Source organism: Mycobacterium sp. (assembly GCF_050700595.1).
GTDB lineage: Bacteria > Actinomycetota > Actinomycetes > Mycobacteriales > Mycobacteriaceae > Mycobacterium.
Window position 1 is genome coordinate 20,765 of sequence record NZ_JBOHHI010000169.1, and the last position, 25,832, is coordinate 46,596.

Annotated in this window: 24 protein-coding genes; 8 read left to right on the forward strand and 16 right to left on the reverse strand. The window is 66.3% G+C overall.

Annotated elements, in window-relative coordinates; translation table 11 throughout:
* Positions 1-13: 13 nt before the first annotated feature.
* The 5 genes from ACRDTL_RS15475 (at position 14) to ACRDTL_RS15495 (ending at position 4,304) form a co-directional block, all read left to right on the forward strand.
* Positions 14-925, forward strand: coding sequence for a TIGR01777 family oxidoreductase (locus tag ACRDTL_RS15475; protein ID WP_431507585.1), 912 nt, complete (start codon positions 14-16; stop codon positions 923-925).
* Positions 926-1,014: 89 nt separating this feature from the next.
* Entirely contained in the window at positions 1,015-1,860 is an 846-nt protein-coding gene (locus ACRDTL_RS15480; protein ID WP_431507586.1) for a DUF559 domain-containing protein, read from the forward strand.
* A gap of 62 nt (positions 1,861-1,922) precedes the next feature.
* A complete protein-coding gene (lipB, locus tag ACRDTL_RS15485) occupies positions 1,923-2,618 on the forward strand; it encodes a lipoyl(octanoyl) transferase LipB (protein WP_431507587.1) in 696 nt (231 codons plus the stop codon).
* The gene (lipA, locus tag ACRDTL_RS15490; protein ID WP_431507588.1) at positions 2,615-3,547 is read left to right on the forward strand and encodes a lipoyl synthase; all 933 of its coding nucleotides are present in this window, start codon (positions 2,615-2,617) and stop codon (positions 3,545-3,547) included. Before lipB ends, lipA begins: the two co-directional genes overlap by 4 nt.
* Before the next feature lie 4 nt (positions 3,548-3,551).
* On the forward strand, positions 3,552-4,304 hold the full coding sequence (locus ACRDTL_RS15495; protein ID WP_431507589.1) for a DUF4191 domain-containing protein: 753 nt from the start codon (positions 3,552-3,554) through the stop codon (positions 4,302-4,304).
* A 12-nt stretch (positions 4,305-4,316) separates the two neighbouring features.
* Here ACRDTL_RS15495 and ACRDTL_RS15500 read toward each other — a convergent pair whose 3' ends face one another.
* From ACRDTL_RS15500 to ACRDTL_RS15520, 5 genes are all read right to left on the reverse strand, one after another.
* The gene (locus ACRDTL_RS15500) at positions 4,317-4,670 is read right to left on the reverse strand and encodes a WhiB family transcriptional regulator (protein ID WP_431507590.1); all 354 of its coding nucleotides are present in this window, start codon (positions 4,668-4,670) and stop codon (positions 4,317-4,319) included.
* Positions 4,671-4,699: 29 nt separating this feature from the next.
* Positions 4,700-5,329, reverse strand: a complete 630-nt coding sequence (locus tag ACRDTL_RS15505) for a TetR/AcrR family transcriptional regulator (RefSeq protein WP_431507591.1) — start codon at positions 5,327-5,329, stop codon at positions 4,700-4,702.
* Between the two features lie 5 nt (positions 5,330-5,334).
* Complete coding sequence (locus ACRDTL_RS15510) at positions 5,335-6,387, reverse strand: alpha/beta hydrolase (RefSeq protein ID WP_431507606.1); 1,053 nt, start codon at positions 6,385-6,387, stop codon at positions 5,335-5,337.
* A gap of 253 nt (positions 6,388-6,640) precedes the next feature.
* Positions 6,641-7,285 carry a TetR/AcrR family transcriptional regulator gene (locus ACRDTL_RS15515; RefSeq protein WP_431507592.1) on the reverse strand — a complete coding sequence of 215 codons (645 nt, stop codon included), beginning with the start codon at positions 7,283-7,285 and terminating at the stop codon, positions 6,641-6,643.
* 187 nt (positions 7,286-7,472) lie between these two features.
* Positions 7,473-7,928: an RDD family protein gene (locus ACRDTL_RS15520; RefSeq protein WP_431507593.1), complete on the reverse strand. Its 456-nt coding sequence runs from the start codon at positions 7,926-7,928 to the stop codon at positions 7,473-7,475.
* Positions 7,929-8,125: 197 nt separating this feature from the next.
* Here ACRDTL_RS15520 and glnA (ACRDTL_RS15525) point away from each other — a divergent pair, with 197 nt between their 5' ends.
* Entirely contained in the window at positions 8,126-9,562 is a 1,437-nt protein-coding gene (gene glnA, locus ACRDTL_RS15525; RefSeq protein ID WP_431507594.1) for a type I glutamate--ammonia ligase, read from the forward strand.
* Between the two features lie 95 nt (positions 9,563-9,657).
* Here the strand turns inward: glnA (ACRDTL_RS15525) and mddA are convergent, their stop codons facing one another.
* From mddA to ACRDTL_RS15580, 11 genes are all read right to left on the reverse strand, one after another.
* The gene (gene mddA / locus ACRDTL_RS15530) at positions 9,658-10,398 is read right to left on the reverse strand and encodes a methanethiol S-methyltransferase (protein ID WP_431507595.1); all 741 of its coding nucleotides are present in this window, start codon (positions 10,396-10,398) and stop codon (positions 9,658-9,660) included.
* 76 nt (positions 10,399-10,474) lie between these two features.
* Positions 10,475-11,596 carry an epoxide hydrolase family protein gene (locus tag ACRDTL_RS15535; protein ID WP_431507596.1) on the reverse strand — a complete coding sequence of 374 codons (1,122 nt, stop codon included), beginning with the start codon at positions 11,594-11,596 and terminating at the stop codon, positions 10,475-10,477.
* A complete protein-coding gene (locus ACRDTL_RS15540; RefSeq protein ID WP_431507597.1) occupies positions 11,596-11,829 on the reverse strand; it encodes a hypothetical protein in 234 nt (77 codons plus the stop codon). The genes ACRDTL_RS15535 and ACRDTL_RS15540 overlap by 1 nt, the downstream gene beginning before the upstream one ends.
* A 55-nt stretch (positions 11,830-11,884) precedes the next feature.
* Entirely contained in the window at positions 11,885-12,787 is a 903-nt protein-coding gene (locus tag ACRDTL_RS15545; protein ID WP_431507598.1) for an NAD-dependent epimerase/dehydratase family protein, read from the reverse strand.
* 30 nt (positions 12,788-12,817) lie between these two features.
* Positions 12,818-13,678 carry a TIGR03619 family F420-dependent LLM class oxidoreductase gene (locus ACRDTL_RS15550; protein WP_431507607.1) on the reverse strand — a complete coding sequence of 287 codons (861 nt, stop codon included), beginning with the start codon at positions 13,676-13,678 and terminating at the stop codon, positions 12,818-12,820.
* On the reverse strand, positions 13,675-14,286 hold the full coding sequence (locus ACRDTL_RS15555; RefSeq protein ID WP_431507608.1) for a PaaI family thioesterase: 612 nt from the start codon (positions 14,284-14,286) through the stop codon (positions 13,675-13,677). Before ACRDTL_RS15555 ends, ACRDTL_RS15550 begins: the two co-directional genes overlap by 4 nt.
* 69 nt (positions 14,287-14,355) lie before the next feature.
* The gene (locus tag ACRDTL_RS15560) at positions 14,356-17,325 is read right to left on the reverse strand and encodes a bifunctional [glutamine synthetase] adenylyltransferase/[glutamine synthetase]-adenylyl-L-tyrosine phosphorylase (RefSeq protein WP_431507599.1); all 2,970 of its coding nucleotides are present in this window, start codon (positions 17,323-17,325) and stop codon (positions 14,356-14,358) included.
* A 46-nt stretch (positions 17,326-17,371) separates the two neighbouring features.
* Positions 17,372-18,712 carry a type I glutamate--ammonia ligase gene (glnA, locus tag ACRDTL_RS15565; RefSeq protein WP_431507600.1) on the reverse strand — a complete coding sequence of 447 codons (1,341 nt, stop codon included), beginning with the start codon at positions 18,710-18,712 and terminating at the stop codon, positions 17,372-17,374.
* Between the two features lie 49 nt (positions 18,713-18,761).
* Entirely contained in the window at positions 18,762-20,318 is a 1,557-nt protein-coding gene (locus ACRDTL_RS15570) for an alpha/beta hydrolase (RefSeq protein WP_431507609.1), read from the reverse strand.
* Positions 20,319-20,389: 71 nt separating this feature from the next.
* Complete coding sequence (locus tag ACRDTL_RS15575; RefSeq protein ID WP_431507601.1) at positions 20,390-21,958, reverse strand: alpha/beta hydrolase; 1,569 nt, start codon at positions 21,956-21,958, stop codon at positions 20,390-20,392.
* Positions 21,959-21,989: 31 nt separating this feature from the next.
* Complete coding sequence (locus ACRDTL_RS15580) at positions 21,990-23,639, reverse strand: WS/DGAT/MGAT family O-acyltransferase (protein ID WP_431507602.1); 1,650 nt, start codon at positions 23,637-23,639, stop codon at positions 21,990-21,992.
* On the opposite strand from ACRDTL_RS15580, the gene panB reads away from it, so the two are divergent.
* Both panB and ACRDTL_RS15590 read left to right on the forward strand, forming a co-directional pair.
* Positions 23,565-24,413, forward strand: coding sequence for a 3-methyl-2-oxobutanoate hydroxymethyltransferase (gene panB, locus ACRDTL_RS15585; RefSeq protein ID WP_431507610.1), 849 nt, complete (start codon positions 23,565-23,567; stop codon positions 24,411-24,413). The two genes, ACRDTL_RS15580 and panB, sit on opposite strands and share 75 nt — an antisense overlap.
* A 76-nt stretch (positions 24,414-24,489) precedes the next feature.
* Positions 24,490-25,832 (forward strand): CHAD domain-containing protein (locus tag ACRDTL_RS15590; protein WP_431507603.1); only part of this gene is annotated, 1,343 nt, incomplete at its 3' end.

The window sequence follows — 25,832 nt, forward strand, 5'->3', positions numbered from 1 at the left end:
AGGGCTTGCCGACGTGGCCAAAGCCACCATTGCGATCGCGGGGTCGTCCGGGCTGATCGGCTCGGCTCTGGTGACGGCGTTGCGTGCCGCCGACCACCCAGTGCTCCGGATCGTGCGCCGGCCGCCGGCGAACGGCAACGAGCTGCGCTGGGACCCCGACAGCAGCGATTTCGACGGCTCCGCGTTGAAAGGCGTGGACGCCGTCGTCAACCTGTGCGGCATCAGTATCGGCCAACGGCGCTGGTCGGGCGCATTCAAGCAGAGCCTGCGCGACAGCCGGATCACGCCCACCGAGGTGCTCTCCGGCGCGGTCGCCGACGCCGGCATAGGTGTGCTGGTCAACGCCAGCGCGGTCGGCTACTACGGCAACACCAGGGACCGGGCTGTCGACGAAACCGATTCCGCGGGAACCGGTTTCCTGGCTCAGCTGTGTGTGGACTGGGAGGCGGCCACCGCTCCCGCGCAACAGGCCGGCACCCGTGTCGTGCTGGCCCGAACCGGATTGGTGCTGGCCCCGTCGGGCGGCGCGCTGAGCCGGCTGCGGCCGCTGTTCTCGGTGTGCCTGGGCGCCCGGCTGGGCAACGGCCGCCAGTACATGTCGTGGATCAGCCTCGAGGATGAGGTTCGGGCGCTGCAGTTTGCCGTTTCGCACGGCGACCTGTCCGGGCCGGTGAACCTCACCGGCCCTGCGCCCGTCACCAACGCCGAGTTCACCACCGCGCTGGGCCGTACGGTGCACCGGCCTACCCCGCTGATCGTGCCCGGCTTCGCGGTGCGCGCGGCGCTGGGCGAGTTCGCCGACGAGGGGCTGCTGTGCGGTCAGCGCGCCATCCCGGCCGCCCTGGAACATGCCGGCTTCCAGTTCCACCACAACACGATTGGTGAGGCGCTGGCCTACGCCACGGCGGGACCCGACGTCGCCTAGTACCCTGCCGAGCGTCACGTTGGCGTGACAATCCACATCGAGCGTGACGGTGACGTGACGCCGTGGGTGCCGAATGTCACACTGCGCCGGTGGCAGAGCCATTTATCGGCAGTGCGGCCGTCGTTAACGGGGACGTTGTCAAGAGCGCGCTTCGGACGCACTACACCAAGGTGTTCCATGACGTGTACGTCCACCCCGGAACCGAGTTGACCGTACATGTTCGTGCGCACGCGGCCTGGTTGTGGTCTGGACGCCGCGGAATCATCGCTGGCGTGTCGGCTGCCGCGCTGCACGGTGCCAAATGGGTTGACACCGCCGCACCGCTGGAAATCATTCACACCAACAGAAACCCGCTTGCTGGGCTCCGGGTTCGCGGCGATCACATCGAAGAGGACGAGGTCGCCGTGGCCGACAGGATTCCAGTCACCACGCCGGCTCGCACCGCACTCGATCTGGCTTGCTGGTATTCGACCGGCGAAGCGGTCGCGGCGATCGATGCTCTCGCTCACGCTGTAGACGTGAAGGCTGCAGACGTGGAGCTGCTGGTGCAGCGCTATCCGGGTCGACGTGGCATCTGCCGTGGGCGCATCACCCTCGGCCTAGTGGATTCCAGAGCACAGTCACCTAAGGAAACGTGGCTTCGGTTACTACTAATCGACGCCGGACTTCCCCGGCCTCAGACGCAGATTCGGGTTCATGACGAGTTCGGTGACTTGATCGGCTATCTCGACATGGGTTGGGAGAACGTCAAAGTCGCGGTCGAGTATGACGGCGAGCAACACCGCAGCGACCGCCGACAGTACACCTGGGACGTCCGACGGCATGAGCTGCTCGAGCGTTGTGGCTGGATCATCGTGCGGGTGGTCGCCGGCGACCAACCAACCGACATCATTCGCCGGGTCAGAGCGGCCCTGGCTCGTCGGGCGTCACGCTAGCGTGACCACCGCATCCGAGCGTCACGCCAGCGTGACACTACACTCGAGTAACCTCGACTACTGTGAGTTCCATTCGGGCCAGCCTGAACCCCGTCGACGTCCGCCAACTCGGCACCCTGGACTACCGCGCCGCCTGGCAGCTGCAACGCGAATTGGCCGACACAAGGGTGGCCGACGGCAGCGACACATTGCTGTTGCTGGAACACTTCTCGGTGTACACGGCCGGACGACGCACCGTCGCGCACGAGCGACCGGTGGACGGCACGCCGGTCGTCGACACCGACCGCGGCGGCAAGATCACCTGGCACGGCCCGGGACAACTCGTCGGCTATCCGATCATCGGGCTGGCCGAACCACTCGACGTGGTCAATTATGTTCGGCGCCTTGAGGAATCGCTGATCAAGGTGTGCAACGATCTGGGCATGGACACCGGCCGCGTGGACGGCCGCTCCGGGGTGTGGCTGCCGGCAAGCGGCGGTCGGCCCACGCGCAAGGTCGCCGCTATCGGCGTGCGGGTGTCGCGGGCGACGACGCTGCACGGCTTCGCGCTCAACTGTGATTGCGACCTGGCTGCGTTCGAACCGATCGTGCCGTGCGGCATCACCGACGCCGGGGTGACGTCGATCACCGCCGAATTGGGTCGCCGGGTGGGTGTCGACGACGTCCGGCCCGCGGTCGCCGACGCGGTATGCGACGCCCTGGACGGGCGGCTTGCGCTGACCTGGCAGCCCGCTGCCCGCGTAGCATCACCCATGTGACCGTCGCGCCCGAAGGCAGAAGGCTGCTGCGCCTGGAAGTTCGCAATGCGCAGACCCCGATCGAGCGCAAGCCGCCGTGGATCAAGACACGGGCGCGGATGGGTCCGGAATACACCGAGCTCAAGAGCTTAGTCCGGCGCGAGGGCCTGCACACCGTGTGTGAGGAGGCGGGCTGTCCCAACATCTACGAGTGCTGGGAGGACCGCGAGGCCACCTTCTTGATCGGTGGCGAGGTGTGCACCCGTCGCTGCGACTTCTGCCAAATCGACACCGGCAAGCCCGCCGCGCTGGACCGCGACGAGCCGCGGCGGGTCGCCGAGAGCGTGCAGGCCATGGGGCTGCGGTATTCCACCGTCACCGGGGTGTGCCGGGACGATCTGCCCGACGGTGGCGCCTGGCTGTATGCGGAAACTGTGCGTGCCATCAAGCGGCTCAACCCGTCCACCGGTGTGGAGTTGCTGATCCCCGACTTCAACGGCGATCGCGTCCGGCTGCGGCAGGTGTTCGAGTCCGGCCCGGAAGTGTTGGCGCACAATGTCGAAACCGTGCCGCGCATCTTCAAGCGGATCCGGCCCGCGTTCTCCTACCAGGGCAGCCTGGACGTGATCACCGCCGCCCGCGAGTTCGGGTTGGTCACCAAGAGCAATCTGATCCTCGGCATGGGCGAAACGCCTGACGAGGTGCACACCGCGCTGGTCGATCTGCACGACGCGGGCTGCGAACTCGTCACGATCACCCAGTATCTGCGTCCCTCGCCGCGGCACCACCCGGTTGAGCGGTGGGTGCCGCCCGACGAGTTCGTCGAGTACTCCGACTACGCCGAGCGGCTGGGTTTCGCCGGGGTGCTGGCGGGCCCGCTGGTGCGATCGTCCTACCGGGCCGGGCGGCTCTACCAGCAGGCCGTGCAGGCGCGCCCGGCCGTATCCTGAAGCAATGCCAAGACCCCGCAACGCCGCCCAAAACAAGGCTGCCAGAGCCGAGGCCAGAGCGGGCCGCAAGGCCGCCGCCAGACAGCGCCGCAGCCAGCTATGGCAGGCGTTCACCATTCAGCGCAAAGAGGACAAGCGGCTGCTGCCGTACATGATCGGTGCGTTTGTGCTGATCGTGGGCCTGTCCGTGGCGGCCGGACTCTCGGCCGGCGGGTTCACCACGATCACGATGATCCCGCTCGGAGTGGTGCTGGGCGCGCTGGTGGCGTTCATCATCTTCGGTCGGCGCGCGCAGCGATCGGTGTTCCGCAAAGCCGACGGGCAGACCGGCGCTGCAGCGTGGGCGCTGGACAACCTGCGCGGCAAGTGGCGGGTCACCCCCGGTGTGGCCGCCACCGGTAACTTCGACGCGGTGCACCGGGTGATCGGCCGCCCCGGTGTCATCTTGGTGGCCGAGGGCTCGGGGACCCGGATCAAGCCGCTGCTCGCCCAGGAGAAGAAGCGCACCGCCCGGCTGGTCGGTGATGTACCGATCTACGACATCATCGTCGGCAACGGCGACGGCGAGATTCCGCTGGCCAAGCTCGAACGCCACCTGACCCGGCTGCCGGCGAACATCACCGTCAAACAGATGGACTCACTGGAATCGCGGCTCACAGCGCTGGGGTCTCGGGCCGGGACGGCCGCGACGCCGAAGGGACCGTTGCCCGGCGCCGCCAAGATGCGCGGCGTCCAGCGCACCGTGCGCAGGCGGTAGGGCCTTGACCACTTAGCCGGCGCTGCGGTGTTTTCGTTGTGCGGCGTAGAACTCCGCCCAGGACACCACCTCGGGGCGTTGTTTGAGCAGGGCACGGCGCTGGCGTTCGGTCATGCCGCCCCACACGCCGAACTCGACACGGTTGTCCAGCGCGTCGGCCCTGCATTCCAGCACTACCGGGCAGTGCCGGCAGATCACCGCCGCCTTGCGTTGTGCGGCGCCGGTGACAAAGAGCTGATCAGGGTCGACCGACCGGCACAGGGCCTCGGAAACCCAGGCAGTCGGTGACTCGGCATCAGCGCGAGGGATGGCGCTGCTTGTCGGTGCTACGTTCGTCCTCCGCGTCGCGATCCGTGTATCTGCCACTAGCGGTCCCCTTCCCTCCCGGCGGTGGGTCATGATGACGCTGATTCCAATTTGTCGATGAAGCGTGAGGTGAGTGTCTGAATACACGCGTCGAAGTCGGCCCGAAAGCCAGGTTCGTCAGAAATGAACGGGCGCTGCATCGACATGCCGAGCAGCACGGTCTCGATCGAGCGGACCGTCTCGTCGATCAGGCTGGCCGGTGCGCGGTCACCGACGATGCCCCGCAACACATTAGCGAGTTGCCGACGCTGGGCATCTCGATAGCTCGCATACGCCATGCGCAAAAACTCGTTGTGATTGGCCGCCGCGGTCAACTCGACCGTGAACGTGACCGCATCGGGGTTGCTGATGAACAGCGTGTAGAGCAGATCAGCCGCCGCCGCCAGGCCTTCCTGTACCGATTTTCCCCGCGGCAGAGAGGCCGCGGCAGCTGCGAACATTGTCTCGGCCAAGTTTGCCATCGTCGACTCGAAGAGGTTGGCCTCGGTGTCGAAGTGATAGTGCAGCAATGACTGAGACACCCCGGCCCTGGCGGAGATCTTCTTCATCGACGACTTTCCATAACCAAGCTCACGGAAGCACGCCACGGCGGCCCGCATAATTCGCCTGGCGTCGGCGACCGCGCGTACACCGGCCGGGTTCTTCGGGATCGTTGTCATCGCTACTATCCGGTCGCATCGCGGATGTACTCGCCGATCTGGCGCAACGACCGGGTGGCCTCCGGCACCCACGGTGCGGCGATCTGGAATACGTGCATCAGGCCGGGCCACACCCGCACCTCCACCGGAACGCCGGCCGCGACTAACTCACCTGCCGCCAGGCGGGCGTCGTAAAGCAGCATCTCGGAGCCCGATACATGGATCAACGTCGGGGGCAGACCGGGCTCGATGTGGTCGAGCGGTTCGTAGATCTCCTCGAAACGCCCGTCGACCAAACGGCGCCTGGCGGCCTTGGCAATCAGCTCGACTAACACGTCGAAGGCCTTGGCCGGAATCACCTCGTCCGTGGGGATGCCGGGCTGCACCCGCCTGGGCTCCTTGACGAGCTGCAGCAGCGGCGACATGGCGACAATCGCCGCGGGCCTCTCACCTTCGTCGAGCAGTCGTTCGGCCAGCGCCAACGACAGGTAGCCTCCGGCGGAGTCGCCGGCGAGCACGATCTGGTCGGGCGGGTAGCCTCGCTCGCGCAGCCAGAGGTAGCCGTCGTAGCAGTCATCGATCGCTTCACCGATCGAATGCTTGGGCATCATCCGGTAGTTCAGCACCAGCACCGGACTGTCTGCATACCTCGACAGCCTCTCGGCGAGCCGACCGTGGGTATGGGGTCCACAGGTCAGAAAGGCGCCGCCGTGCATGTACAGCACAACGCGACGCGTGCCGTCGGCCGGCCGCACACCGGCGGCGTGAACCAACTGCGCGGTGCACTGTGGCAACCGGATGGTGGCGCGAGTGCTGCCGGAGGCGGGCGGCGTCGCCCGGGCGACGAAGTCGACAAGGCCCCAGGGCCACGGCAGGTCCGGCAGGTAGCTGCCAACTGCCAAGGTTGACCGGACAGTTAGCCGGGCAGCAAGCCATAAAAGCCGGCCCGCGACGCTGGGACCGTCCTCGACGATCTCCACAGCGGCCCGGCCGCGAACTGGCGACCGAGCCGCTTTCAGCGTGCGGCCGGCACTCATCGGAAGGCGCGACGAACCTACCGCCTTGCCGGTCGCCCGGATGATGTGCCTGGCGTCGGCGGCGGCGAGTCCGCCGTCTGGACTTTTCGAGATCGTTGCGAGCATCACCGACCCCTCTCGGTGCCCTCTAGTGGCGGCTGACTGATCGATCAGTTACCACGCTGACTGATCAGTCAGGCTACTACCTGATCGATCAGTCAGGCAAGAGAACGGAGGAAAGTCGAGCGACCAATCCGGTCGTTTCACGGTGCCGTTAACGGCTAGCTGGGGTTTTCTGCCGAATCGCGATGGTGGGTCACGGCGACGCCGAGTCCAATTTGTCGATGAAGCTGGCGGTGACCGTGTGGATATACGCGTCGAAGTCGGCCCGGAAGGCGCGTTCGTCAGCAACGAACGGGCGCTGCATCGACATGCCGAGCAGCCCGGTCTCGATCAAGTAGACCGTTTCGTCGATCAGGCTGGCCGGTGCGCGACCGCCGGCAATACCGCGCAGCACATTAGCAAGTTGCCGACGCTGGGTATCTCGATAGCTTATGTATGCCGTCCGCAAAAATTCATTGTGATTGGCCGCGGCGGCGAACTCGACCGTGAACGTGACCGCATCGAGGTTGCTGATGAACAGCGTGTAGAGCAGGTCAGCCGCCTCCGTGAAGCCTTCCCGCGCCGATTTCCCCTGCGGCAGAGAGTCCGCGGCCGCTGCGAACAATGTCTGAGCCAGGTTGTCCATCGTCGACTCGAAGAGTTTCGCCTTGGTCTCGAAGTGATAGTGCAGTAATGCCTGAGACACCCCGGCCCTGGCGGAGATTTTCTTCATCGACGACTTTTCATAGCCGTACTCACGGAAGCACTCCACGGTCGCCCACATAATTCGCTGCCTGGCGTCGACGGCGCCGTATGCGGAACCATCGCCGTCTGCAATCGTCGAGATTGTCGTGATCACCACCTCCCGGGCGCAGCACGATACTATCTGATCGATCAGTCAAACGTGCTTAATCCAGCGAGGTACGAGGGACGTAAGCCGGCCAACGCTGGTCGTTTCAGACGGCGTGGCAACGGCTTTCAACACGAACGACGCCTGCCGGCGGATTGCGGGGCGTACGGCCACCGCCCGGCGCAGGCGGTAGCGCTCAGCGGCGCAGCACCGCGGTACCGCTGATCCGGTCGTGCAGGCCCCGGCCGTCGCCGTCGACGAACAACGGGGGGACGACGAGCGCGATCATCAGCCCACGCAATGCGGCGCGACCGAGACCGACATGCTCCCGGCCGCCCAGCGGAACTACCCGGAGCCCGAGCGCAAACTGGCCCGGCGTGAATTCGAACAACCGGACAGCGGCCATGCCGAGCACCATCCAGATGACCAACACCGCCGTCGGCAACAGTCGCGGCGTGCCGAGCCCGAGCGTCACCCCGAGTGCGGCCAGCCCGTAGGCCACCAACCAGTCGATGAGCAGCGCCGCCAACCGACGGCCCATCCGGGCCAGCGAACCCGACCCGTGCTCGGGCAAGCCGAGCGTCTCCCCCGAGTATCGCCCGCTGGCGGGGGGCGGCGCGCCGGACAGCCAGGAAGCGATGCCGCGGGCCATGCGCCCACAATATGACGGCGGCTACCCGGCTTCGATGGTGGCCAATGGGGTCGCGTAACGTCAGCGCAACACGTGGTTGACTACCGGGCAACATCGCCTCCCTACGGTCTGATCGGGCCACCCCGTCACGGCCCGTAAAGGAGAGCGCCTCAATGACCGCATTAGATTCGATGCCCTCAGTAAAGGAGAGCGCTTCGGTGTCCGAAAAGACGGCCGACGACATCATCAAGCTCATCAAGGACGAGAAAGTCCAGTACGTCGACGTCCGGTTCTGCGACTTGCCCGGCGTCATGCAGCACTTCACGATCCCGGCGTCAGCGTTCGACCAGAGCGTCTTCGAGGACGGGCTGGCCTTCGACGGCTCGTCGATTCGCGGCTTCCAGTCGATCCACGAGTCCGACATGATTCTGCTGCCCGACCCCGAAACCCTCCAGATCGACCCGTTCCGTGAAGCCAGGACGCTCAACCTCAACTTCTTCGTGCACGACCCGTTCACCCGCGAGGCGTACTCCCGCGATCCGCGCAACGTCGCCCGCAAAGCGGAGAACTATCTGATCAGCACCGGCATCGCGGACACCGCGTTCTTCGGCGCCGAGGCCGAGTTCTACATCTTCGACTCGGTTTCGTTCACGTCGGCGACCAACACCGCCTCCTACGAGGTCGACGCGATCTCCGGATGGTGGAACACCGGCTTGAAGACCGAGACCGACGGCAGCCCGAACCGTGGCTACAAGGTCCGGCCCAAGGGCGGTTACTTCCCGGTGGCGCCCAACGACCAGTACGTCGACCTGCGGGACAAGATGCTGACCAACCTGATCAACGCCGGGTTCACCCTGGAAAAGGGCCACCACGAGGTCGGCAGTGGCGGGCAGGCCGAGATCAACTACAAGTTCAACACGCTGCTGCACGCCGCCGACGACCTGATGCTGTTCAAGTACATCGTCAAGAACACGGCGTGGCAGAACGGCAAGACCGTCACGTTCATGCCCAAGCCGCTGTTCGGCGACAACGGCTCCGGGATGCACTGTCACCAGTCGCTATGGAAGGACGGCGGACCGCTGTTCTACGACGAGGTCGGCTACGCGGGGTTGTCCGACACCGCACGCCACTACATCGGCGGGATTTTGCACCACGCGCCGTCACTGCTGGCGTTCACCAACCCGACCGTCAACTCCTACAAGCGACTGGTGCCCGGGTTCGAAGCGCCGATCAACCTGGTGTACAGCCAACGCAATCGCTCGGCGTGCGTGCGCATCCCGATCACCGGCAACAACCCGAAGGCCAAGCGGCTGGAATTCCGCTGCCCCGACTCGTCGGGCAACCCGTATCTGGCGTTCTCGGCGATGATGATGGCCGGCATCGACGGGATCAAGAAGAAGATCGAGCCGCAGGCGCCGGTCGACAAGGATCTCTACGAGCTGCCGCCCGACGAAGCCGCCAACATCCCGCAGGCGCCGACGTCGCTGGCCGTTGTGATCGACCGTCTCGAGGATGACCACGAATACCTCACCGAGGGAGGCGTTTTCACGTCCGACTTGATCGAGACGTGGATCGCCTACAAACGCGAGAACGAGATCGAGCCGATCAACATCCGACCACATCCATACGAATTCGCGCTGTACTACGACGTTTGAGGCCCGGCTCAGCACGCGGGCGAACCGCCTGTCGTTGAGATTGCGTCAAGGGTCGTGATTTTCGGCGGATCACAGCCCTCGGCGCAATCTCAGCGCTACCGGGTCGACTGGCGGCGTGGCCGCGGCACCAGCATCGGCACTTCTCGGCGGTAGTCCAGGTATTGATCACCCAGTGCGTCCACCAGATCCCGTTCTTCCAGCTGCACGGCGATCACGATGTATGCGGTGGTCGCCACCGCGAACAGCAGATGCCCGGCCGTCATCGTCGGAGCCGCCCAAAAGGCGATGATGAAGCCAACCATCAACGGGTGCCGCACCAGGCGGTAAAACAGCGGCGCGCGAAACGCGATGTCGTTCTGTGGTTTTCCGCGCCAGAACAGATACACCTGTCGCAGGCCGAACAGGTCGACATGACTGATCATGAAGGTACTCAGGAACGCGATCGCCCAGCCGAGCCAGAACAAAACCCACACGCCCAGCCGAGCCGCCGGAGGTCCGATGTGCCAAACTTCGGCCGGTATGGAACGCCACTGCCAATACAGCAGAAAGAGCACCAGATTCGACGCCAGCACGTAGGTGCTCCGCTCGATCGGTTGCGGTACGAACCGCGTCCACCACCGCTTGAACGCCGGGCGCGCCATCACGCTGTGCTGCACGGCGAAGAGCCCGAGCACCAGCGCATCCACGACGATCGCTTGCCCGACCGGCGCGGCTATCCCGTGATCGACACTGCGCGGGACCACGATGTCGCCGACGAAGCCGATCGCATACAGGAATGCCACCACGAATATCAGGTAATTCAGCGCGCCGTAGCTGACCGCCAGTAATTTTGCCACGTTCGCGTACCTCCCCGCCGGACCGGTCCTCGTCGGAGGAGGTCATTATGCGCTCTTGCGCGGGCGCCGCACAGGGTTATCGGACCGTCGCGAAGAAAGCGCGAACGTCGTCGACGAAAAGTGTCGGCTGCTCGAATGCGGCGAAGTGCCCGCCGCGCGGCATCGTCGACCAGTGCGTGATGTTGTAGGCGTCCTCGCACCAGCGTCGCGGGGTGGGCAGGATTTCCCTGGGGAACGCGGCGACTCCGGTCGGTAGCTCGACCCGGCCGGCCCCGGCGAAGCTGTTGAAGCTCTCCCAGTACAGCCGAGCCGACGATGCCCCGCTACCGGTCACCCAATACAGCATCACGTTGTCGAGGAGTTCGTCGCGTGTGAGGACGTTCTCCGGATGCCCGTCGCAGTCCATCCACGCCCAGAACTTCTCCACGATCCACGCGAGTTGTCCGACGGGCGAATCAACAAGTCCATACCCGAGCGTCTGAGGCCGGGTGGATTGTTGCTTGGAATAGCCAGTGCCCCAACGGCGGTGCTGCGCCACCGCCGCCAGCGCTCGTTGCTCGTCCTCGGTGGGATCCGTGGTCGATCCCGTCGGGGGTCGCGCGATCGGCATGTTCAGGTGGATGCCGATGCAGTGGCCCCGGTTGCGGCCGATCTGAGTCGTGACGGCTGCGCCCCAGTCTCCGCCCTGCGCGCCATAGCGGTCATACCCGAGGCGGCCCATCAGCGTCTCCCACGCCTGCGCGATCTTGCCGACCCCCCATCCGGTCCGGGTGGGCTTGCCGGAGAATCCGTAGCCGGGCAGCGAAGGGCAGACGACATGGAACGCATCCCCGGGACGTCGGGGGTTCACCAGCGGCTCGATCACCTTGTGGAACTCCACGACCGACCCCGGCCAGCCATGCGTGATCAGCAGCGGCAGAGCGTCGGCATGCGGGGAGCGCTGATGGATGAAATGGATATCGAGTCCGTCGATTTCGGTGATGAATTGATCGAATCGGTTCAGCGCGGCTTCGGAAGCCCGCCAGTCGTAGCCGTCGGCCCAATACGCGGCCAGTTCGCGGGTGTATGCCAGCGGCATGCCCTGGCTCCAGTCATCGACACACTCGGCTTCCGGCCAACGGGTGCGCGCCAAACGCTCCCGCAGATCATCGAGCACCGTATCCGGCACCTCGATGCGAAACGGTCTGAGTTCGGGCATCACAGAATGCGCCGAGGTGACCTCCCCATGTGGTAGCCGGCGGGGAAGGACATCTCGATCACCCGAAGCCGGTCGTTCGCTTTCGACTCGAGCTCGAGGACCACGCAGCCCTCGCCGATCGCCTTGGACTCCAGAACTACGTAGTGCTGACCGCCACCATGGACATCTGTGACCGGGTCACCTGAGCGCAATGCCTCGACGGGCACCAGTTCGGGGGTTACGTGTGAATCCACCCTGGCAAGGTTAGGACAAACGGACCGGCGAGGGAACGCTTTCGCTGCTCGACGTTCACGAGCCGACCAGCTCCGGATGGAACTTGGCCGCCATCCGGCGCATCCCCTCGCGCCAGTCGACCGTGGTGCCGCCGACGAGCTCGTGCATCCGGGTCACGTCAGTGGGATTACCGCGCAACGCCCGCTCGCTCTCCTCGAAAATCGGTTCCCTGGCGACCAGCGAGCCGAGATACCTACACCACTCCTGGAGGGCGACGGCCGCCTCGCCGCACCAGTTGACCATGGTCGCCGGGACCGAGGCCACCTCAAGCAGCTTCGGGATGGTTGCGATGACGTCGTCCTCGTGGATCGGGTGGTAGCGGGCCGGCCCGCCGGGCGGGACCGGGATCGGTATGCCGGCCAGCATCATCTCCATGTGGTAGTACGGCCACCCACCGTTGTCGCCGTACGGGACGTTGAGCCGGGCGATGGTCGTGGGCACGCCGAGGACGCGCGCCATTGACCTGGCGACGACTTCGCCGGCGATCTTGGAGATGGAGTAGGTGGGGAACAAGAACTTGTGGTTGTCGCCCAGGGCGGCACGCTCGGTGCGCGGTTCATCGTCCGGTGGGTCGTAGACGGCCGCCGATGAGCAGTGCAGGACGGCTTTTGCCCCGCGACAGTGGGCCATGAGCAGGCCGATCGACTCCGCGTTGGCCCCGAGATCCTTCTCCCAGTTGCCGCTCTTGGCGACTGCAAAGTTCAGGACGTAATCAAAATCGGACGGCAAGCCGGTGAAATCACCCGCGGCCAGGTTGACGGTCTCGCACCGAACTCCGGCTTGCTCGAGACCTTCACGCGCCGCGGCGTCGGTGAATCGGGCGATACCCCACACCTCGTTGTCGGCCGCCATCGCCCGGGCGACCGGAGTGGCGACCTGGCCGGTGGGACCGGTGATCAGGATCTTGGCGCCGCGCATGAGCTGATGGTAGGCGACGTCCGCATGACATCACTCGTCGAGCGCCAAGTCCTTGCGAAACCGGCGCATGCCATCCACCTTCTCGGCGAGCGTGGCGTCCGGCCCGGCGTAGAACATCCACGGCATGGTCAGGATGCCGGTGATACCGGCATCCGCGGCCCGCTGATAGTCGGCGATCGTGAACGCATCGGTAAGGGGCGTCAGAATGGTGAAATCCCGCATCGACAAACCCTTTTCGGCCCGTAACTCACACAGTCGGGTAGCCGCCTCGATCGCCCGGTCGGTGTTGATCAGGTCACCGATCCAGCCGTCGTGGCCGGCGGCGCGGCGCAACGCGGTCCCGCTGAGCCCGCCCACATAGACCGGTACCCGCGGCGGCGTGGGCTGCATCTCCAGCCGGGGCGTTTGGTAGAACCCGCCGTCGAACTCGGTCCAGCCCGGCGACCACAGCGCGGCCAGCAGTTCGAGCATCTCGTCGGTGCGCTTGCCGCGATCATCGAACCGCTGTTCCATCAAGGCGAACTCGTCCGCGCACCAGCCGACACCCACGCCGAGCTCCACTCGGCCGTCGGCCAGATAGGCTGCGGTGCCAATGGCTTTCGCCGCGGCATAGGGGTTTCGCATGGCGGGGATGTAGACGGTGGTGACGAACCGCAGCCGGGTGGTGACCTGCGCGAGCGCGCCGACCAGCACCCACGGGTCGGGCCACTCGGTGAAAGGCTGCCACCGACGCTGACCGTCTTTGGTGTACGGGTATGGGGTGCTCAGCGTTTCCAGATTGACGACGTGGTCCGGAATCCCGATCCCGTCGTAGCCGAGCTCGTCGGCGGCTTTGGCGACCTCGACGATCTCGCGAGTGTTCAGGTAGGCGCTGCTGATGTAGAACTTCATCCGGCTTCGCGCGCCCATGCCGGCCGAACGAAGATGCCCTCCGCTTCGGCGGTGATTCCCTCAGAGTCGCAAAGGTGCCCGCGGACAAACGTTTTGACCTCTTCGGTGCGCTCGATCGCGGCTTCGGCGCGCAGCCTGCCCAGCGGGGTGCCGCGCAGGTATTTCACGCTGATGGTCCCGGTGAACAGCGGCTTGGTCAGACCTTCACTGGCCGCTTCGCCCAGGATGTGGTCGAGTACGAGGGCGCAGACACCGCCGTGCACCAGTCCCGGCGGCCCCTCGTAAGCCACACCCAGACTGAACTCACTCCAGCATCTCGTCGCGTCGTCATCATGGTGGATGGTCAGCGGCGGCGAGATCGGATTACGCAGGCCGACCACGGCGTTCCCCCAGGCCAGCGGACGGCCGTCGACGACGAAGCGCATACCTTGCGGTTGGTCGGGTTGGCGCGGCCGCAACGTGTGCGTCACCGCCTCGATCGCCCGGCGCGCCTCCCGGATGGCGTCGGCGTCGGCCCGGGTCCGGATGGTGGCGTCGATGAGCTCGCGGATAGCGTCGGTCAGCGGTCCGTACAGCGCCGTCAACCGGTCGTGCTCCTCGGCGCTCATGACCTCGTAGATCGTGTTCACCCGTCCTTACTAACATCGAGCCGCGCTGCGCGGTGCGCCGGGGCGCTCTCAGCTGCCGAACACCTTGCGCACCACTGCCTTTGCCCGCCGCGTGATGCGCAGATAGTTGTCCAGGAATTCGCCGCTGTCACCGCCCTTCCACCCGGCGGCGACGGCTACCGCGTTGAGCTGGCGCCCGGGTCCGGGCAACTGGTCGGTCGGCTTGCCGCGCACCAGCACCAGCGCGTTACGGGCACGGGTCGCCGTCAGCCAGGCCTGCCGCAACAACTCCACGTCGTCGGCGGCGATCAGTTCGGCCGCGGAGATGGCGTCCAGGGCTTCCAGTGTCGAGGTGTTGTGCAGCGCGCCGATCGCGTGCGCGTGCTGCAGTTGCAGCAGTTGCACGGTCCATTCGATGTCGGCCAGGCCGCCGCGTCCCAGCTTGGTGTGGGTTTTGGGGTCGGCGCCGCGGGGCAGCCGCTCGGCGTCGATACGCGCCTTCATCCGCCGAATTTCGCGCGCCGTCTCGGTCGACAACCCGCCGGCGGGATAGCGAATCTTGTCGGCCATCACCAGGTACCGCTGACCCAGGTCCGAATCGCCGGCCACCGCGTGGGCACGCAGCAGTGCCTGGATCTCCCAGGGCTGCGCCCACTGCTCGTAATAGGCGGTATAGGAGGCCAGCGTCCGGACCAGCGGCCCGTTGCGGCCCTCCGGCCGCAGATTGGTGTCGACCTCTAACGGTGGGTCGACGCTGGGTGTGCCCAGCAGTGTCCGCAGCTGTTCGGCGACCGACCCCGACCAGCGCACCGCCTGCGAGTCATCCACGCCGTCGGACGGCTCGCAGACGAAGATCACGTCGGCGTCGGACCCGTAGCCCAGTTCGCGGCCGCCCAGCCGGCCCATCCCGATCACCGCAATGCTGGCCGGGGCCGAACCCGAGTCGGGCAGGTTGGCCCGGAGCACCGCGTCCAGCGCAGCCTGCAGCACCGCCACCCACACCGAGGTCAGCGCCTTGCACACGTCGGTGACGTCGAGCATGCCGAGCAGGTCGGCGGAGGCGATCCGGGCCAGCTCGCGCCGGCGCAGGCTGCGCGCGGCGGCAATGCCCCGAATCGGATCGGCGTGCCGGCTTGCCGATGCGACCAAAGCGCCGGCCACCGCGTCGGGGTCGACGTCGAGCAGCTTCGGGCCCGCCGGCCCGTCGCCGTAGGACTGGATTACCTCGGGCACCCGCATCAGCAAGTCGGGCACGTACGCCGAGGTGCCCAGCACGTGCATCAGCCGCTTGGCCACCGCGCTGCTGTCGCGCAGCGTGGACAGATACCACCGCTGCGCGGCCATTGCCTCGGACAGCCGGCGGTAGGCCAACAGCCCGCCGTCCGGATTGGGGGTGTCCGACAACCAGTCCAGCAGTTTGGGCAACAGCACCGCCTGCACCCGCCCGCGACGCCCGCTCTGGTTGATCAACGCGCTCAAGTGGGTCAGCGCGCTCTTCGGCCTGTCGTAGCCGAGCGCGCCCAACTGAAGCTCGGCGGCGGCGGGCGTCATGCCGTGCGAGAACTCCAGGCCCGCGGGCCCGATCGATTCCAGCAGTGGTTGGTAGAACAGCTTGGCGTGCAGCCGGGACACCCGCACGTTCTGCCGCTTGAGTTCGTCGCGCAGCACGCCGACGGCGTCGTGACGTCCGTCGGGCACGATGTGGGCCGCGCGTGCCAGCCACCGCATCGCCTCGTCGTCGTCGACCGCGGGCAGCATGTGGGTGCGCTTGAGCCGTTGCAGCTGCAGCCGGTGTTCCAGCAGCCGAAGAAACTCGTAGGAGGCGGTCAGGTTCGCGGCGTCGTCGCGGCCGACGTAGCCGCCACTGCCCAGCGCGGTCAGCGCGTCCACGGTCGACGCCACGTGCAGCGACTCGTCGCTGCGGCCGTGCACCAGCTGCAGCAACTGCACTGCGAACTCCACGTCGCGCAGCCCGCCGCTGCCGAGCTTGATCTCGCGACCGCGGACATCGGCCGGCACCAGCTGTACTACCCGCCGCCGCATCGCCTGGACCTCGGCGACGAAGTCTTCGCGTTCGCAGGCGGTCCACACCATCGGCATCAGGGCGGCCATGTATCGCTCGCCCAGCCCGGGGTCGCCGGCGGCGGGCCGGGCCTTGAGTAACGCTTGAAACTCCCAGGTCTTGGCCCAGCGCTGGTAGTAGGCGGTGTGGGACTCGACGGTGCGCGCCAGCTCGCCGTGCCGGCCCTCCGGACGCAGTGCGGCGTCCACCTCGAAGAAGGCCTCCGACGCCAGCCGCATCATCTCGCCGGCCACCCGGGTGGTCACCGCGTCGGCGCGCTCGCCGACGAAGATGACGTCGACGTCGCTGACGTAGTTCAGTTCACGGGCACCACATTTGCCCATTGCGATGACGGCCAGCCGGGGCGGTGTGTCGCCGCCACACACGGTGTTTTCAGCCACAGCGAGCGCTGCAGCCAGTGCGGCATCGGCGATGTCGGCCAGGTGCGCCCCGACCGCGGTGAACGGCAGCACCGGTTCGTCCTCGACGGCCGGTGCCACATCGAGAGCGGCCAACACCAGTAGTTGGTCCCGGTACAGCGTGTGTAACCGCTCTGCGCTTGGCGCACTTGATGTTTCGTCGATGCAGTCGGTAAACGCGCGGCGCAGCTGCTCGGCCGACGGCAGGTTCACATCACCGGCCAGTCGATGCCATGACTGCGGATGGGCGACCAGGTGATCGCCCAGGGTCAGCGAGGACCCGAGCAGCGCCAGCAGCCGCCCGCGCAGGCCGCGGTCGATCAGCAGGGCGGTGTGCAGCTCGTCCCACCCGGTGCCGAGCCCCTCGGCCAGCCGCACCATCGCGTTCAGCGCGGCGTCGGCATCCGGTGCCCGCGACAGCGACCAGAGCAGGTCGACGTGCGCGTCGGTGTCCCAGCCGAGCTGTGCCAGGTGGACACTCGCGCGCGGGTCAACCAGTCCGAGCCGGCCGACGCTGGGCAACTTCGGGCGTTGCGTGGCGGGTTGGCTCACGATCACGACGGTAGCGCATCGGGCCGGCAGATCCTGCGGCTACCGAGAGCGGTTAGAGCGAAAGGTAAGTCCTCAGCTCGTACGGTGTGACGTGGCTGCGGTAGTTCGCCCACTCATGGCGCTTGTTGCGCAGGAAGAAATCAAATACGTGCTCGCCCAAAGCCTCTGCGACCAGCTCGGAGTTCTCCATGGCGCGAAGCGCACCGTCCAGGTTGGCCGGCAGCTCGCGATAGCCCATCGCGCCACGCTCTTCGGGGGTGAGGTCCCACACGTTATCTTCGGCCTGCGGGCCCAGCGCGTAACCCTTCTCCACCCCGCGCAGCCCGGCGGCCAGCAGCACCGCGAACGTCAGGTAAGGGTTGCACGCCGAGTCGGGGCTGCGTATTTCGACGCGTCGCGACGAGGTCTTGTGTGGGCTGTACATCGGAATCCGCACCAGCGCCGACCGGTTGGCTGCCCCCCATGAGGCCGCCGTAGGCGCCTCGCCCCCGTGCACCAGCCGCTTGTAGGAGTTGACCCATTGATTGGTCACTGCGCTGATTTCGCAGGCGTGCTCCAGGATTCCGGCGATGAAGGACTTGGCCACATCGGACAGCTGCAGCGGGTCATCTGGGCTGTGGAACGCGTTGACCTCACCCTCGAACAAGCTCATGTGAGTGTGCATCGCCGAGCCCGGGTACTCTCCAAAAGGCTTGGGCATGAAGCTCGCCCGCGCTCCCTCCTCCAGGGCGATCTCTTTGATGACATACCGGAAGGTCATCACGTTGTCGGCCATCAACAGCGCGTCAGCGAACCGCAGGTCGATCTCCTGCTGCCCGGGCCCGCCCTCATGGTGGGTGAACTCCACTGAAATGCCCATGAATTCCAGCGCCTCCACGGCGCGGCGGCGGAAGTTCGACGCGGAGTCGTGCACCGCCTGGTCGAAATAGCCGGCATTATCGAGCGGAACCGGCACCGACCCGTCATAGGGCCCGGGCTGCAGCAGGAAGAACTCGATCTCCGGATGTACGTAGCACGAGAAGCCGAGATCGTTGGCTTTGGACAGCTGGCGCCGCAGCACGTGCCGCGGGTCGGCCCACGATGGTGAGCCGTCCGGCATCGTGATGTCGCAGAACATCCGCGCGGAGTGGTGCTGTCCGGAGCTGCCGATCCAGGGCAGCACCTGGAAAGTCGACGGGTCGGGGTGCGCTACGGTGTCGGCCTCCGAGATCCGGGCGAAGCCCTCGATCGAGGATCCGTCGAAGCCGATGCCTTCCTCGAAGGCGCCCTCGAGTTCGGCCGGGGCGATCGCGACCGACTTGAGGTAACCGAGCACGTCGGTAAACCACAGCCGGACGAATCGGATATCCCGTTCCTCCAGCGTGCGCAGCACGAATTCCTTCTGTCGATCCATACCTCGAACAGTATGCCCTGCCAGTGAATTCTGTGTTACGGAAGCCTCCCTAACACTGCAAGTTGCCCGGCGGCGGCACACCATCGACGAAATAGCGTACGACCGCGGTGTCCACACAGCGATCACCGTTGAATACCGCAGTGTGCTGAGTGCCGTCATAGGTGATCAGTGGCGCGCCGAGTTCGCGGGCCAGGTTCACGCCGGCTTGATACGGCGTGGCGGGATCATGGGTGGTGGACACCACGACCACCTTGCCCGGCGCCACGGGCGCCGCCGGATGCGGCGACGAGGTGGCCGGCACCGGCCACAACGCGCACAGATCGCGCGGCGCGAACCCGGTGAACTGCCCGTAGCTCTCGAAGGGCGCTACCTGACGGATGCGCCGGTCGGCGTCCACCCAGGACGCCGAGTCGGTCGGTGACGGTGCGTCGACACACCGGATCGCGTTGAAGGCGTCCTGGGAGTTGTCATAGTGGCCGTGCGCGTCGCGTTCGTAGTAGTCGTCGGCGAGCGTCAGCAGATCCCCCGCGTCGGTGCCGCGCTGCAATCCGAGCAGTCCGCTGGTCAGGAACTTCCAGTACTGCGGGGTGTAGAGCGCGTTGACGGTCCCGGTGGTCGCGTCGGCGTAGCTCAGCCCGCGCGGGTCCGCCGTCTTACCCGGCTCCTCGACCAGCGGGTCCACCAGGTCGTGGTAGCGGCTGACCGATTTGGTCGGGTCGGTGCCCAGGGGGCAGGCCGACGAGCGGGCGCAATCCGCCGCGTAGTCGTTGAACGCCGTCTGGAATGCGGCCTGCTGGTTGATGTTCTCCTCGATCGGTCCGACGGTCGGGTCGATGGCGCCATCGAGCACCATGGCCCGCACATGTTCGGCGAACCTCTCGACGTAGGCGGTGCCCAGTTCGGTGCCATAGCTGAAGCCGAGGTAGTTGATCTGTTCGTCGCCGAGCGCCTGGCGGATCACGTCCATGTCGCGCGCGACGGACGCAGTGCCCACGTTTTCCAGGAATGCCGACCCCATCCGATTGACGCATTCGGAGGCCAGCTGCTGGTTGAGTTGCTCGATGTGCGCTACGCCGGCCGGGCTGTAGTCGACCATCGGTTCGCGCCGCCAGGCGTCGAACTCGGCGTCGGTGCGGCAACGCACTGTCGGGGTGGAATGGCCGACCCCTCTGGGGTCGAACCCCACCAGATCGAAGTGCCGGGTGATCTCAGTATCCGCCAGCGCCGGTGCCATCCCGGCGACGGTGTCGACCGCCGACGCTCCGGGCCCACCCGGATTGACCAGCAGCGATCCGATCCGCGGACCGCTCGCCGGAATCCGGATCAGCGCGAGCTGGGCTTGCCCGGTGCCCGGGTTGTCGTAGTCGATCGGGACCGGCACGGTGCTGCATTGGGCGGTGGGAATATCGCTGGTGTCGTCCACGAACCGGCTGCAGCTTCCCCAGGTCAGTGCCGGTGCCGCAGTCGGTTGCGGGACGGCCGAGCCCGGTGTCTGGCCGGTGTCGGATTCCGGGGTGGCGTGTGCCGGTACGACGGCCGCCGACGCCAGCAGCACGAATGAAAACAGCGCTGAGCTCAGCCGTCTCATGCGCCACATGGCTGTCAATCGTCGCACGGGTCAACCGCCATGGCGACGCCAGAAGGTCACACCTTGGTCTCGTTATCTGCTGCGGCGTCTTAGCATTTCGCGTCCTGCGGCGGCATGGTGCCGTTGATGAGATAGGCGGTCGCATAGTCGTCGATACAGCTGTTGCCCTGAAAGACCACCGTATGTTGGGTCCCGTCGAAGGTGAGCAGCCCGGCGTGCAGCTGTTTGGCAAGGTCGACACCCGCTTTGTACGGGGTCGCCGGATCGTGGGTGGTCGAGACCACGACGGTGGGTGGCAGGCCGGGTGCCGAGATCGTATGCGGTTCACTGGTCGGCGGGACCGGCCAGAAGGCGCAGGTGCCCAGGGGGGCGTCGCCGGTGAACTTCCCGTAGCTCATGAACGGCGCGATCTCGCGCGAGCGGCGGTCCTCGTCGATGACCTTGGCGCGGTCCTTGACCGGCGGCTGATCAACGCAATTCACCGCCACCCTGGCGTCGCTGGCATTGGTGTAGTGACCGTGCGAATCGCGGCGCATGTACATGTCGGCCAGCGCCAGCAGTGTGTCACCGCGGTCGATCTTCAGCTCGGTCAGCCCGGTGGTCAGGTGATGCCACAGCGCCGGTGAGTACAGCGCCATGATGGTGCCGACGATGGCGTCGCTATAGCTGAGCCCGCGCGGATCTTTGGTTTTGGCGGGCCTGCCGATCATCGTGTTCTGCGGGTCGACCAGCGGATCCACCAGGCTGTGGTAGACGTCGACGGATTTTGCCGGGTCGGTACCCAGCGGGCACTCGGCAGACTTGGCGCAATCGGCCGCATAGTCGTTGAACGCGTCCTGAAAACCCTTGGCTTGCCGCAGGTCTGCCTCGATCGGATCGACGTTCGGGTCGATGGCGCCATCGAGGATCATTGCCCGCACGTTCCCCGGGTAGGCCTCGGCGTAGGCGGAACCGATCCGGGTTCCGTACGAGTAGCCGAGGTAGGTCAGTTTGTCGTCGCCCAGCCCGTCGCGGATCGCATCCAGATCTCGGGCGACATTGACGGTGCCGACCTTCGCCAGGAACTTCTTACCCATCTTGTCGACACAGCGACCGACATACGCCTTGGTCTCGCCCTCGATATGCGCCACCCCTGCCGGGCTGTAGTCGACCTGCGGCTCGGTGCGCAGCCGGTCGTTGTCGGCATCAGAGTTGCACCAGACCGCCGGCCGCGACGACCCCACGCCGCGCGGGTCGAACCCGACCAGGTCGAACCGCTCGCGCACTCGCGGCGGCAGCGAACCGACGATGGACAGCGCGGCCTCGATGCCGGACTCACCCGGGCCGCCCGGGTTGATGACCAACGAGCCGATCTTGCGTCCGGTCGCCGGAAACCGCATCATCGCCAGTGTCGCCGCGTCCCCACCGAGGTGGTCGTAGTCGACCGGCACGGCGATCTTGCCGCATTGCGCGCCGGCCGGGAGCTTCACCTTGCCATCGCCACCGATGACCCGGCACGGTCCCCACTCCACCGGCTGACCGATTTTCGGACTGGCCAGCACCGCCCGCCCACCGACGACGCGGGTGCAGCTTGCGACCGTGAGCACGATCACGGAGATCACGGTCCAAATCAGCAGCGTGCGCGCGATTGTGTCGCGGCGAGGCAGGCCCATGCCCACCTATGCTGCCATGGGCTTCGACCGGGCTGCGCTAGCCGGCGGCGAGCAGCAGTTCTTCCATGCCAACGGTGAAGTCGTCGGCCAACTCCCACAAGTCGGGCATCAACTCCGGGCAGGCGATCAGCCCGACGTCGAGTTTGCGGTTGAGCGACATCACGGTGATGTTCAGGCCTGAGCCGTGGAAGATCGGCCCCAGCGGGTACATCGCCTTGACCTCGCCGCCCAAAAAGTACAGCGGCATCTGCGGCCCGGGCACATTGGAGATCACCAGGTTGTGCACCGGCCGGCTGCGGGTCAGTCGAGTCCGGGCATATGCCCGCATCGCCATGTTGAACACCGCCGGCGCGGCGAACTGTGACCAATCCTGCAGCAGCGTCGCGCTGATAGCCGAACTGTGTTGTTTGGCAACAGAATTCGCATCGGCGATGGCTTTGAGTCGTTCCGCCGGGTCACTGATCTGGGTTTCCAGCCGGGAGAACATACCAGAAACCTGGTTGCGCCCCGGCCGATCGGACTTCCCATGTACCGATACCGGAACCATCGCCACCAATGACGCGGCCGGCAGCTCGGCGCGCTCGAGCAGGAACTGTCGTAAGACCCCGGACACCAGCGCCATCACCACATCGTTGACTTTGACGTCGAAGTGGTTCTTGACCTTCTTGATGTCCTCGAGATCCAGTTGCGCGTAAGCGATGTTGCGGTGGGCGGTGATGCTGGCATTGAACGTGGTCTGCGGTGCGGCGAACGGACGTGCCATCGTGAGCCCGGTGCGGGCACGCTGCAGGGTTTTGACGACCGACGAGACGGTATTGGGCACCACGTTGACCAAATGCAGCGGCCGCGACGCGAATTTCATCAAGCCGCTCACTGCGATCTGGACTTGGCTGGCGCCGCCGACCCCGTCGACCGGCTCCGGCGGCGGCGCCTCGGCTTCGGTGCTGCACAGCTGCGACAACAACGATGCTCCGGTCACACCGTCCACGCACGCGTGATGCACCTTGGTCATCACCGCCAGGCGGCCACCGCAGGCGGCGTCGGTGTCCGCGACGCCCTCGATGACCCACATCTCCCACAGCGGCCGGCTGCGATCCAGCGGCAGTCCGGCGATGTGGCCACAGATCTCGGATAATTCCATCCGCCCGCCCGGTGGCGGCAGCCCGATGCGGTGCAGGTGCCGGCTCACGTCGAAGTTGTCGTCGTCGACCCAGACCGGGTGGTCGAGGTTGAGTGGGGTGTCGGCCAGCTTCTCCCGAAACTGCGGCATCGCTTTGATCCGGATCGCCAACTCGTCGCGCAACCGGTCGAAGGTGTAACCGCCCGGCATCGTCGAGGTGTCCAGGTCCAAGATTGAACAGACATGCAACGGCTGCGACGGGGTCTCCAAATACAAAAAGCTGGCGTCGAGTCCACTGAGCCGCTGCATGCGCAGATGGTATGTCCGGGACCTCGCGCTGGTGCCCGAATCGCCCGGCCAGGTCCCGGTGTGAGAAAGTCCACTGGTCTGCGCGTGCATCCACACCGGCACAGATGGCAGACTGGCAGGGTCAGACGAACCCGGGGACCCGGCAGGGCCACGAGGATCGACCCGACCATCACTAGGGACATGATGTCTGAGCAGACTGTCTATGGCGCTTCCCCCTCCCGGCCAGGTGCGCCACCGCGGACCAAGACCCGCATCCATCACCTGCAGAAGATGAAGGCCGAAGGCCACACCTGGGCCATGCTGACGGCCTACGACTACTCCACCGCCCGTGTCTTCGACGACGCCGGCATTCCGGTGCTGCTGGTCGGTGACTCCGCCGCCAACGTCGTCTATGGCTACGACACCACTGTGCCCATCAGCATCGACGAACTGATCCCGCTGGTCCGCGGAGTGGTACGAGGCGCTCCACACGCCCTGGTCGTCGCCGATCTGCCGTTCGGTAGCTACGAGGCCGGACCTACCGCCGCGTTGGCCAGCGCCTCCCGGTTCATGAAGGAGGGCGGCGCGCATGCTGTCAAGCTGGAAGGCGGCGAGCGGGTAACCGAGCAGATCGCTACCCTGACCGCCGCCGGCATCCCGGTGATGGCACACATCGGGTTCACCCCGCAAAGCGTCAACAGCCTCGGCGGCTTCAAGGTGCAGGGCCGCGGTGACGCCGCCGAACAGACCATCGCCGACGCGATCGCGGTCGCCGAAGCGGGCGCCTTTTCGGTGGTGATGGAGATGGTGCCGGCCGAGTTGGCCACCCAGATAACCGGCAAGCTCACCATTCCCACCATCGGCATCGGTGCGGGCCCCAACTGCGACGCCCAGGTGCTGGTCTGGCAGGACATGGCCGGACTCACCAGCGGCAAGACGGCCCGCTTCGTCAAGCGGTTCGGCGATGTCGCCGGTGAATTACGCCGCGCTGCAACGCAGTACGCAGAAGAAGTGGCAAGCGGAGCTTTTCCCGCCGACGAGCACAGCTTCTAAAGGCGGTTCTCGCGCTCCATTCACCGGCGTGTGGCACGCTGGACGCCTATCCCCCATAGCGGCGACGGAGGCGTTGATGGCTGCCGAGACTCCGAACACGTCGCGGCATGTGGAGGTGGAGCGCAAATTCGACGTTGACGAGTCCACGCTGTCGCCGTCATTTGCCGGACTTGCGGCCATCACCCGGATCGAAAAACAGCCACCGCTGGCCCTGCACGCTGTCTATTTCGATACCCCTGCGCGTGTCCTGGCCGCCAAACGAGTCACGTTGCGTCGCCGAAGCGGCGGCCAGGATGCCGGATGGCACCTGAAGTTGCCCGCCGGGCCCGACGCCCGCACCGAGGTTCGGGCACCGTTGGGCGCGGCGGACGCCAGCCGGGACACCGTGCCCGACGAGTTGCGCGACGTGGTGTCGGCCATCGTCCGCGATCGCCCGCTGCGGCCGGTCGCGCAGATCTCCACCACCCGGGATGTTCATCTGCTGTGCGGGCACAACGGCGAGGTACTGGCCGAATTCTGCGATGACGAGGTTGCCGCATGCCTGGCTGAACCCGCCGAGGAGATGCAACGGTGGCGGGAGTGGGAAATCGAACTTGTCGGTCCCGACGCTATCGCGAACACCGACCTGTTCGACCGGCTGAGCAACCGGCTACTCGACGCCGGCGCCACGCCGGCGCGGCACGGCTCCAAACTGGCGCGGTTGCTCGACGAGACCGCGCCCGCGCCGGACTCGTCGTCGGACCCGCTTCGCTGTGCGGTGGCCGAGCAGATCGACGAGTTGCTGGTATGGGATCGGGCGGTGCGGGCCGACGCCGACGATGCGGTCCACCAGATGCGGGTGACCAGCCGCAAGCTCCGCAGTCTGTTACGGGTCGCCCCGGATACGTTCGGGCTGGCCGACGACACGTGGGTCCTCGACGAACTCCGCGAGTTGGCGCGGGTACTGGGTACCGCCCGCGACGCCGAAGTGCTGGCCGAGCGCTATCAGCGCGCGCTGGACCGGTTGCCGGCCGAACTGGTGCGCGGCCCGATCGCCAAACGCCTGGTCGGTGGCGCGCGAGGGCGGTATCGCACCGGGCTGCAGCGATCCCTGATGGCACTGAGATCGCGGCGATACTTCCGGTTGCTCGACGCATTGGACGCGCTGGTGTGCGAGCCGCCACCGGTCGAGGGCGGCGTCGAATCGGCGCCGGCGACCGTCGACGCCGCCTACAAGCGCGTGCGCAAGGCCGCCAAGGCCGCGGTCCAATCCCCCGAAGAAAGCCGTAACGAGGCGCTGCACCGGACGCGCAAGAGCGCCAAGCGACTCCGCTACACCGCGGCGGCGACGGGCGCGACGAACGTAGCCGAACGCGCCAAGGCCATCCAGACCTTGCTCGGTGACCATCAAGACAGCGTGGTCAGCCGCGAGCACCTGTG

Excerpts from the sequence above, each read along its gene's own strand:
- ACRDTL_RS15495 (WP_431507589.1), top strand. The coding sequence starts at position 3,552 with ATGCCAAGACCCCGCAACGCCGCCCAAAACAAGGCTGCCAGAGCCGAG.
- ACRDTL_RS15505 (WP_431507591.1), bottom strand. The coding sequence starts at position 5,329 with ATGACAACGATCCCGAAGAACCCGGCCGGTGTACGCGCGGTCGCCGAC.
- ACRDTL_RS15520 (WP_431507593.1), bottom strand. The coding sequence starts at position 7,928 with ATGGCCCGCGGCATCGCTTCCTGGCTGTCCGGCGCGCCGCCCCCCGCC.
- ACRDTL_RS15535 (WP_431507596.1), bottom strand. The coding sequence starts at position 11,596 with ATGCCCGAACTCAGACCGTTTCGCATCGAGGTGCCGGATACGGTGCTC.
- ACRDTL_RS15545 (WP_431507598.1), bottom strand. The coding sequence starts at position 12,787 with ATGCGCGGCGCCAAGATCCTGATCACCGGTCCCACCGGCCAGGTCGCC.
- ACRDTL_RS15550 (WP_431507607.1), bottom strand. The coding sequence starts at position 13,678 with ATGAAGTTCTACATCAGCAGCGCCTACCTGAACACTCGCGAGATCGTC.
- ACRDTL_RS15555 (WP_431507608.1), bottom strand. The coding sequence starts at position 14,286 with ATGAGCGCCGAGGAGCACGACCGGTTGACGGCGCTGTACGGACCGCTG.
- glnA (WP_431507600.1), bottom strand. The coding sequence starts at position 18,712 with ATGGATCGACAGAAGGAATTCGTGCTGCGCACGCTGGAGGAACGGGAT.
- panB (WP_431507610.1), top strand. The coding sequence starts at position 23,565 with ATGTCTGAGCAGACTGTCTATGGCGCTTCCCCCTCCCGGCCAGGTGCG.
- ACRDTL_RS15580 (WP_431507602.1), bottom strand. The coding sequence starts at position 23,639 with ATGGATGCGGGTCTTGGTCCGCGGTGGCGCACCTGGCCGGGAGGGGGA.